Origin of the sequence: Infirmifilum sp. (assembly GCF_049970975.1) — an archaeon.
GTDB classification, from domain to species: domain Archaea; phylum Thermoproteota; class Thermoprotei; order Thermofilales; family Thermofilaceae; genus Thermofilum; species Thermofilum uzonense.
In genome coordinates, this window is sequence record NZ_JBMFLX010000014.1 from 22,457 (window position 1) to 29,687 (window position 7,231).

Sequence of the window (7,231 nt, forward strand, 5' to 3'; positions counted from 1 at the left end):
TATATCACGGGATAGTATTGTATTATGGAATAGAAAATGGTGTTTGTGTTTTCACTTAAAAAACTCGCCGTTGTTTTCTCTTTTCTTGCGGTATTAATACTGGTAGTTGTTTTCTCTCGGAGCATTCTCCAGGAGCCCCCGGTGTATGGGCAGGCTGTAGCTCAGTCGCCTGTACAGTTGGATGCTAGGGTGGCTGTGATTAGCGAGGATCAGGAATTTGCCCGTTATGTTAGCGTCGCGTTGAAGCCTAAGACGCTTGCAGTCCTTTCAGTATCGAGGGCGTGGGAGGCGAGAGGCTATGACTTGGTGATCATCGGCTGGGATGCTCTGCCGAGAATTTCAGAGGAGCCGGGGTTCATATTATCTCTTTTAAACTCGTCCAGGGTTCTCGCTGTAGCCGAGCCCCGGCAAGACGCTTTGACGACCCTCTTCTCGCGCATTGTTAAGCCTGTGAGGCTCGGAGAGAAGGGGAGGCCTAGCGACCCGTTTGCGTTCTTGCCGTTGGTCGAGAGGGAGGGCTATCTTGTCCCTGGTTGTGGCTGCAGCGTGATTTTTCTCGGCGCGAAGAGGTCGCCGGGCGGCAAGTTTGTCGTGGACTATGTTGCGGCCGAGCTGTCCTCGAGGGAGATGCTTCCCAGGGCACTCGTTTCAATCATGGAGGATATAGGCGGGTCTCCCCGTGGGGTGAGACCGGAGTCGCTGGAAAACGCCGTCACGCGTATGAGTGTCCCGTTCTTACAGGTGAGTCCTACCTGGGTCTACATCGGAAAATATGCGAGCAAATCTTACGATGTCACCGGTAGGTCTTCCGGCTCTACAGTGGGATACACCGGCTTTGAGATTGACGCGGGCTGGGGCAGCAACTCGTACGACCCGACATGGCACACATACCAGTGGATGTTTACGTTATATTATCATCGGGAATTGACCTTGAACGGGTATAGCCCTCCAGTCAAGGTCCCTCTAGCATGGTTTCCGAATACTGTTACTTTTGACTCTCAAACCTATCTCTGGCCCAGTCAAAGGATAAACCGTGCGGAGCCAGGGGGACCTGGGCGGGATGGGCAGATCAGCGTGACGATCTCATACCCATGGGGTGGAGCCATTACTTACACCCAAAATGTTAATCCCAACGTAACCTACGAGTCATATCTTTCAAGTAGCTACAGCGCGTTCTATGACGGGTACGTCCCTAGTAGAGCGTGGTGGAAGTGGGGGCTTACGAGTTATGACGGATCAGGACAGCAATATTATATGGCGGCCCTCACGACTATGGAGGCCCAGTCCCTCTTATACTTCAAGGTGACGATCAACGCTAACGCATACCTCTATATACCTTCTCTTGGTATCTTGGATACTGCTAGCTCTGGCGAGCACACGATATACTTCCGGGCGGATACGACGGAACTGAGAGCAGTAGGCGAGTCTTAAACTGGTGAATTTTTTACGGTGTCCTCGATCGCTCGGGGAGTTACAACCATTAGATTGTCGAGAATTGTTGATATGTATTAATGGGTCTAGGTTTGCTCGAGTGCTTTTTTCAGGGAGGCCTTCAGGATTTCTAGGCCCACGTCCATTTCCTCGCGTGTTATTACGAGTGGCGGGGCGATTCTAATCGTGCTTAGACCTGACCCTATGACGAGTAGCCCTGACTTGAAGGCGATGTCTAGCGTGTTTTTAAGGAGCTCGGGGTTCGGCGAGCCGTCCGGCTTAACGAGCTCAACGCCTATCATCAAGCCTTTACCTCTGACGTCGCCTATGGATGGGATTTCTTCTTTCATCTCGTTTAGCCTCTTCATAGCGTGCTCGCCGACTCTCTGGGCATTTTCCAGGAGGCGTTCCTGCTCGATTACCTCCAGTGTGGCTATCGCTGCTGCACAGCTCACGGGGTTTCCTCCGAACGTACTGGCATGGGTTCCTGGAGGGAGGTCCATTATTTCCCGTTTGCCTACGAGGGCGCCTAGTGGGAGTCCAGATGCTATGCCTTTAGCGATGGCTATGAGGTCTGGCTCTACGCCCCAGTGCTCTATCGCAAACCATTTTCCTGTGCGGCCGATGCCTGCCTGAACCTCGTCGTCAATGAGTAGTATCCCGTACTTGTCGGCGAGTTTTTTAAGCCTCTTGAAGAAGTCAGGGGGTGGGACTATGTATCCCCCCTCACCGGCTATCGGCTCGAAAGCTATAGCAGCAACCTCCTCTGGCGGGACGTATTTCTTCAAAACCCATTCCTCTATGAAGTCTACGCACCACATGTTGCAGTCGGGATATTTTTGCCTGAAGGGGCACCTGTAGCAGTAGGGGTAGGGAACGTGTACTACGTTTGGGACGAGGGGGCTGAAGCCTTTTCTCTGTACTGGCTTGCTGGCGGTCAGTGAGAGTGCCCCCATTGTCCTGCCATGGAATGAGCCTGAGAAGGCAATGATGTAGGGGCGGGATCCTTTGAAGTGTCCTCTAGCAACCTTTATTGCAGCTTCGATTGACTCGGCTCCGCTGTTCGTATAGAAGACTTTTTTCGGGAAGGTCCCCGGTGTGATCTTTACTAGTTTTTCTGCTAGTTGCACAGGCGTCTCATATAAGAAGTCGGTAAGCGAGTAGTGGAGAAGTAGCTCGGCCTGACGCTTTATAGCCTCTATTACCTTTGGGTGAGCGTGTCCAGTATTGTTTACGCCTATTCCCGAGTTAAAGTCAAGGTATTTGTTACCGTCGGGGTCTTCAAGCCAGACACCATAACCTCTTTTAGCGACGAACGGATACCAGCGTGCGAAGCTCTGCATTATCAGCTCTTGATCTTTCTCGATAATGGACTTGGATTTTGGTCCCGGAGGAGGGGTTTTAATTTCAGGCTTTGACACAGATTTAAGCATAAACAATAAAATATAAACTCTTCCACATTAATTTAGTAATGGATTTGAAATGAATGTATCAGTTGATGTAGTATGGCTTGGGAGAGGAGGACAAGGGGCTGTAACAGCTGCAATGCTGCTGGCCCAGGCCGCCCTCAACAGGGGGTTGTACGCGCTTGCGATACCCTTCTTCGGTGCTGAGAGACGTGGAGCGCCAGTATTTGCATACAATAAGATATCGAGCAGTACTATTTATTCTAGATCACGAGTAGAGCAAGGTGATATAGTCGCAGTTATGGATCCTTCACTGCTCATGTCCTATAAGCTTGAAAAGATCGCTAAGCCGGGAGGCACTATCATCGCATCCGGGACCAAGTGCCCCGAGATCCCCGGGGACTTTAAGACCTATATGTTAGACGCTGTCGGGATAGCCGAAGACCTGGGTTTAAAGGTTGCGGGGTTTGCTCTAGTAAACATGCCAATGCTAGGTGCGGTAGCCAGGGCTAGCGGGCTCGTTGGTAAAACGGAATTAGAGGAAGCGGTGAAACAACTTATCAAGGCGCATGTTGATAAGAACATTGAGGCTGTCAAGAGGGGATGGGAACATGTCAAATCGTGTTGAAATTCTTCTAAGCAAGCCCGTCGTGGGTGCCGTACCTGCTGGAACCTGGAGAACCGAGAGGCCGGTCGTGGATCAGTCAAAGTGCACTCTCTGCGGGATATGCTGGCTCTACTGCCCTGACGGGGTAATCGAGATCACCGATAAAGGGGTCGAGATAGACTATGAGTACTGTAAGGGGTGCGGGGTCTGTGCAGCTGAGTGTCCGATGAAGGCAATAAGCATGGTGAGGGAGGTATGAGTAGGCTTCTCTTGACTGGGAACTATGCTGCGGCTTACGCGGTTCGTGATGCTGAACCCGATGTGATTTCAGCTTATCCTATCACGCCCCAGACTCCCGTGATAGAGAAGATTGCAGACTTTATAGACGGTGGGGAGCTCAACGCCAAATTCGTGCGTGTTGAGTCTGAGCACAGCGCGATGGCAGCACTTATAGGCGCGGCAGGCGTCGGCGCCAGAACGTATACCGCTACTTCTTCACAGGGGCTCTTTTATATGTACGAGGTTATATGGTGGGCTTCAGGCGCGAGGCTTCCGATTGTTATGGGGGTTGTTATGCGTGCGTTGGGTCCCCCTTGGAGCATATGGAGCGAGCACACAGACTTCTATGCACTCAGGGACAGCGGATGGAACATGCTCATGGCTTCCTCTGCCCAGGAGGTATACGACTTTACACTTCTATCGTATCGCGTTGCAGAGGATACGAGTGTGCTCCTGCCAACCGTGGTGGGATGGGATGCCTTTGAGGTTTCACATACATATGAGCCTGTAGAACTCGTAGAAAAATCTAAGGTAAAGGGATTCCTCCCCGCCAAGGGCTCCTGGAAGCCACCGCTGGATGCTCAGGATCCTGCGAGTCTCGGAAACCTAGCTTATCCTGAGGAGTATATACGCATAAGACACGAGATGAGGAAGGCAACTGAACGGGCTCTCGGAGTAATCGAGGCAGCACTCAAACACTTTTCTATAGTATCGGGTCGACAATACTCCTTTTTTGAATGCAGACATTGTGAGGACGCGGATACAATCTTTGTGGTTCAAGGTTCTATTTACGGCGAGGTTCTTAAAGCGGTTGAGGAGCTACGGAGCGAGGGTGTTAAGACAGGTGTTATGAAGCTCTGGCTCTATAGGCCTTTCCCCTACAAGGCGGTCTCAAGGGCCCTTGAAGGGGCAAAGAGAGTAATTGTCTTAGCTAGATCCTCTGTATTTGGCTCCTTCAGTCCACTGGGCGCTGACGTGTCGTCCGCTATTAATCTCAGTAGCGGTGACCAGAAAGTCTTTGATGTAGTGCTCGGTGTTGGCGGGGTTGACGTTAAAAGCAGCGACATAGTATCGATATATAGGATGGTGGCGTCCGGTGGAGAGAGAACTTTCTGGTGGGTGAGATAGGATGGCGCATAAGGTTTTTCCCCGCGAAGAGTACCTGTTGAAGGGGCACGCGGCCTGTCCGGGTTGTGGAGCTACCCTTTTGCTACGACATGTCTTGAAGACTCTAGGACCCGACACATACTTAGTGATACCTGCATGTTGTACCTCAGTGATAGCGGGGCCTCATCCGCGCAGCGCCTTCAAGGTGCCTGTTCTACACATCGCCTTTGCAGCCAGCGCTGCAGCGGCATCGGGGATGTCTGAGGCTCTCGAGAAGCTCGGAAAAAAAGGCAACGTGGTCGTCTGGGCTGGTGACGGCGGGACTGTTGACATAGGACTTCAAGCTCTAAGCGGTGCAGCAGAGCGTGGAAACAATATCATCTATATATGCTATGATAACGAGGCATACATGAATACGGGGATTCAGAAGTCGGGTTCTACCCCGTATAAAGCATGGACCACCACGACCCCAACGGGCAATCCTGGACACAAGAAAGACGTTCCCTCGATAATGGCGGCGCACGGGATTCCTTATGTCGCGACCATCAACCCAGCCTACCCGAACGACATTGCGGCAAAGCTGAAGAAAGCGTCCAATATGCATGGCCTTAAATACATCCACGCCTTCTCACCATGCCCTCCTGGGTGGAGGTATGACCCGGCTCTAACAGTGAAGATCGCGAGGTTAGCTGTAGAAACCGGAATTTGGATTTTATACGAGGTGGAGAACGGCGTTTTTCGACTCACTGGTCCAAGTGTAAGATTAATAGAGAAGAGGAATAGACGGCCCGTAGAAGAGTATCTAAAGCTCCAGGGTCGGTTTTCACACCTAAGTAAGGAGGATATAGAGGCAATACAGTCTAGCGTCGATCAACGCTGGGAAGAGATAGCCTCTCTAGTAAAACAGTGACGCAGACCGGCGTAGAAAACTATATAGGTTTGTCTTTCCCTTCTCTAAAGCTATGAGTTCTGGCGAGAAACCCTACAAGTGTCTACAATGTGGGAGAGAATTTACACGTGAAGAAGTCTTGATGCTGCCTGGCTTCAGATGCCCTTACTGCGGGTTTAGAATAGTGGAGAAGACGCGGCCTCCAATACCTAAACGCGTCAAGGCGATATAACCCCTAAGAGGGGTAACCGGGAGCCCGCCCTAGTGGCACAGGGCGGCGTGGATACATTACACTATAAGAAGGATCGTTTAATAAAAGCTGGTTTTCCACCATAAAAAATAAAAGGGTGAAAATCTAAGGAGTTAGTGCAAACAGGGTCGAAATGAGCGCCGAGATACTTGATAATATATTAAAGGGCGTCTTCAAGGAGCAACAAGTAATAAAGATAAGGGTTGAGAAAAGGAAGGGTCACAGAGATGTGACCATTATAACAGGGCTTGACACAAAGGATCCAGAGTTGAGGAAAATGGTATCAGAGCTAAAATCAAAGCTTGCATGCGGCGGCACCATAAAGGACGACCACGTGGAGCTACAAGGCGATCACAGAGACAAAGTTAAAGAGTACCTGATAGCTCACGGCTTCCCTGAAAGCAACATTTTAGTCGAGTAGTTTCTTTTGAACATTCTATTTTTCTTTTTCACTGCTCTTACACATTCTCAACTTAATTGTTTTCCAATGACCTATATAACTAAAAATGGTCGCGGTAATTCAACTAATCTATTTATACATGTTCAACAAATCTATAAACTGTGAGTGATCCCACACGTATTGCCGAGGAGCTAGCCGAGGCTATGGCTAAGGTTCAGAAAGAGCTCAACGAGACACTTCGAAATATCTGGGCGAAATATTCTTCACTGTACCCAGAAAAGCTTCGAGTGTATGACCCCCTCTACGATATAGAGGACAGAGGTGAGAGCATTGCAGTCTACTTGGACGTGCCAGGCTTCAAGAGGAATGAGATACGGATAAGGGTAACTGAAGACTCCCTTGAGGTGATAGCTGAGAAAGCCGAGGAAAGAGTAAAGGAAGAAGGCGAAAGGAAGTATGTCCAAAGGCAAAGGCTATACAAGCAAATATACAAGAAGATAATCCTACCCGTAAAGGTAAGGCCTGAACAGGCACGAGCAAGGCTGGAAGACGGAGTCCTAGTAGTTATACTGCCTAAGAGCGGAGCGGAGCGCGAAGTAGAAGTCAAGCTGGAATAGCCACCCGTCCTGCGGCACTGGGACCGGCTCCCGGGTCAACACTCTCTTGAGGTTATTCTCTGGCTCCTGGTGGCTGTATTTTGCTTTTTTCTTGACGGGTGATACGACTCCGCTGTGTGGGATGTAGGTCCCGATTCACGTTGGTTTGAGCGAGTTGTATCCCACTCTTCTGGTTATGTTCAAGCATGCATTGATGTCAGCGTTTATCTCTAGGCCCCAAGTCTTGCACACGCATCGAAGCTTTC

At 50.3% G+C, this 7,231-nt stretch carries 9 protein-coding genes; 8 read left to right on the plus strand and 1 reads right to left on the minus strand.

The features are described from left to right. Positions 1 to 36: 36 nt before the first annotated feature. Positions 37 to 1,431 carry a hypothetical protein gene (locus ACP5KC_RS03895; protein WP_428286858.1) on the plus strand — a complete coding sequence of 465 codons (1,395 nt, stop codon included), beginning with the start codon at positions 37 to 39 and terminating at the stop codon, positions 1,429 to 1,431. A gap of 86 nt (positions 1,432 to 1,517) precedes the next feature. Here ACP5KC_RS03895 and ACP5KC_RS03900 read toward each other — a convergent pair whose 3' ends face one another. Next, the gene (locus ACP5KC_RS03900) at positions 1,518 to 2,864 is read right to left on the minus strand and encodes an acetyl ornithine aminotransferase family protein (RefSeq protein ID WP_428286859.1); all 1,347 of its coding nucleotides are present in this window, start codon (positions 2,862 to 2,864) and stop codon (positions 1,518 to 1,520) included. Between the two features lie 49 nt (positions 2,865 to 2,913). Here ACP5KC_RS03900 and ACP5KC_RS03905 point away from each other — a divergent pair, with 49 nt between their 5' ends. The 7 genes from ACP5KC_RS03905 to ACP5KC_RS03935 all read left to right on the plus strand — a co-directional run bounded on the left by ACP5KC_RS03905 (position 2,914) and on the right by ACP5KC_RS03935 (position 6,986). Further along, positions 2,914 to 3,465 (plus strand): 2-oxoacid:acceptor oxidoreductase family protein, encoded by a 552-nt coding sequence (locus ACP5KC_RS03905; RefSeq protein ID WP_052884545.1) that lies wholly within the window; start codon positions 2,914 to 2,916, stop codon positions 3,463 to 3,465. Continuing rightward, a complete protein-coding gene (locus tag ACP5KC_RS03910; RefSeq protein ID WP_052884544.1) occupies positions 3,449 to 3,703 on the plus strand; it encodes a 4Fe-4S binding protein in 255 nt (84 codons plus the stop codon). Before ACP5KC_RS03905 ends, ACP5KC_RS03910 begins: the two co-directional genes overlap by 17 nt. Then, on the plus strand, positions 3,700 to 4,851 hold the full coding sequence (locus ACP5KC_RS03915; protein ID WP_428286860.1) for a transketolase C-terminal domain-containing protein: 1,152 nt from the start codon (positions 3,700 to 3,702) through the stop codon (positions 4,849 to 4,851). Before ACP5KC_RS03910 ends, ACP5KC_RS03915 begins: the two co-directional genes overlap by 4 nt. A gap of 1 nt (position 4,852) precedes the next feature. Then, on the plus strand, positions 4,853 to 5,740 hold the full coding sequence (gene porB, locus ACP5KC_RS03920) for a pyruvate synthase subunit PorB (protein WP_052884542.1): 888 nt from the start codon (positions 4,853 to 4,855) through the stop codon (positions 5,738 to 5,740). A gap of 52 nt (positions 5,741 to 5,792) precedes the next feature. Next, entirely contained in the window at positions 5,793 to 5,951 is a 159-nt protein-coding gene (locus tag ACP5KC_RS03925; protein ID WP_191118505.1) for a DNA-directed RNA polymerase subunit P, read from the plus strand. Positions 5,952 to 6,102: 151 nt separating this feature from the next. Further along, positions 6,103 to 6,390 carry a stress response translation initiation inhibitor YciH gene (yciH, locus tag ACP5KC_RS03930; RefSeq protein ID WP_052884541.1) on the plus strand — a complete coding sequence of 96 codons (288 nt, stop codon included), beginning with the start codon at positions 6,103 to 6,105 and terminating at the stop codon, positions 6,388 to 6,390. 140 nt (positions 6,391 to 6,530) lie between these two features. Next, positions 6,531 to 6,986, plus strand: a complete 456-nt coding sequence (locus ACP5KC_RS03935) for an Hsp20/alpha crystallin family protein (RefSeq protein WP_052884540.1) — start codon at positions 6,531 to 6,533, stop codon at positions 6,984 to 6,986. Positions 6,987 to 7,231 lie beyond the last annotated feature (245 nt).

Coding starts and splice junctions, on each gene's coding strand:
- ACP5KC_RS03910 (WP_052884544.1), top strand. CDS start 3,449: ATGTCAAATCGTGTTGAAATTCTTCTAAGCAAGCCCGTCGTGGGTGCC.
- ACP5KC_RS03925 (WP_191118505.1), top strand. CDS start 5,793: ATGAGTTCTGGCGAGAAACCCTACAAGTGTCTACAATGTGGGAGAGAA.
- ACP5KC_RS03900 (WP_428286859.1), bottom strand. CDS start 2,864: ATGCTTAAATCTGTGTCAAAGCCTGAAATTAAAACCCCTCCTCCGGGA.
- ACP5KC_RS03895 (WP_428286858.1), top strand. CDS start 37: ATGGTGTTTGTGTTTTCACTTAAAAAACTCGCCGTTGTTTTCTCTTTT.
- yciH (WP_052884541.1), top strand. CDS start 6,103: ATGAGCGCCGAGATACTTGATAATATATTAAAGGGCGTCTTCAAGGAG.
- ACP5KC_RS03915 (WP_428286860.1), top strand. CDS start 3,700: ATGAGTAGGCTTCTCTTGACTGGGAACTATGCTGCGGCTTACGCGGTT.
- ACP5KC_RS03905 (WP_052884545.1), top strand. CDS start 2,914: ATGAATGTATCAGTTGATGTAGTATGGCTTGGGAGAGGAGGACAAGGG.
- porB (WP_052884542.1), top strand. CDS start 4,853: ATGGCGCATAAGGTTTTTCCCCGCGAAGAGTACCTGTTGAAGGGGCAC.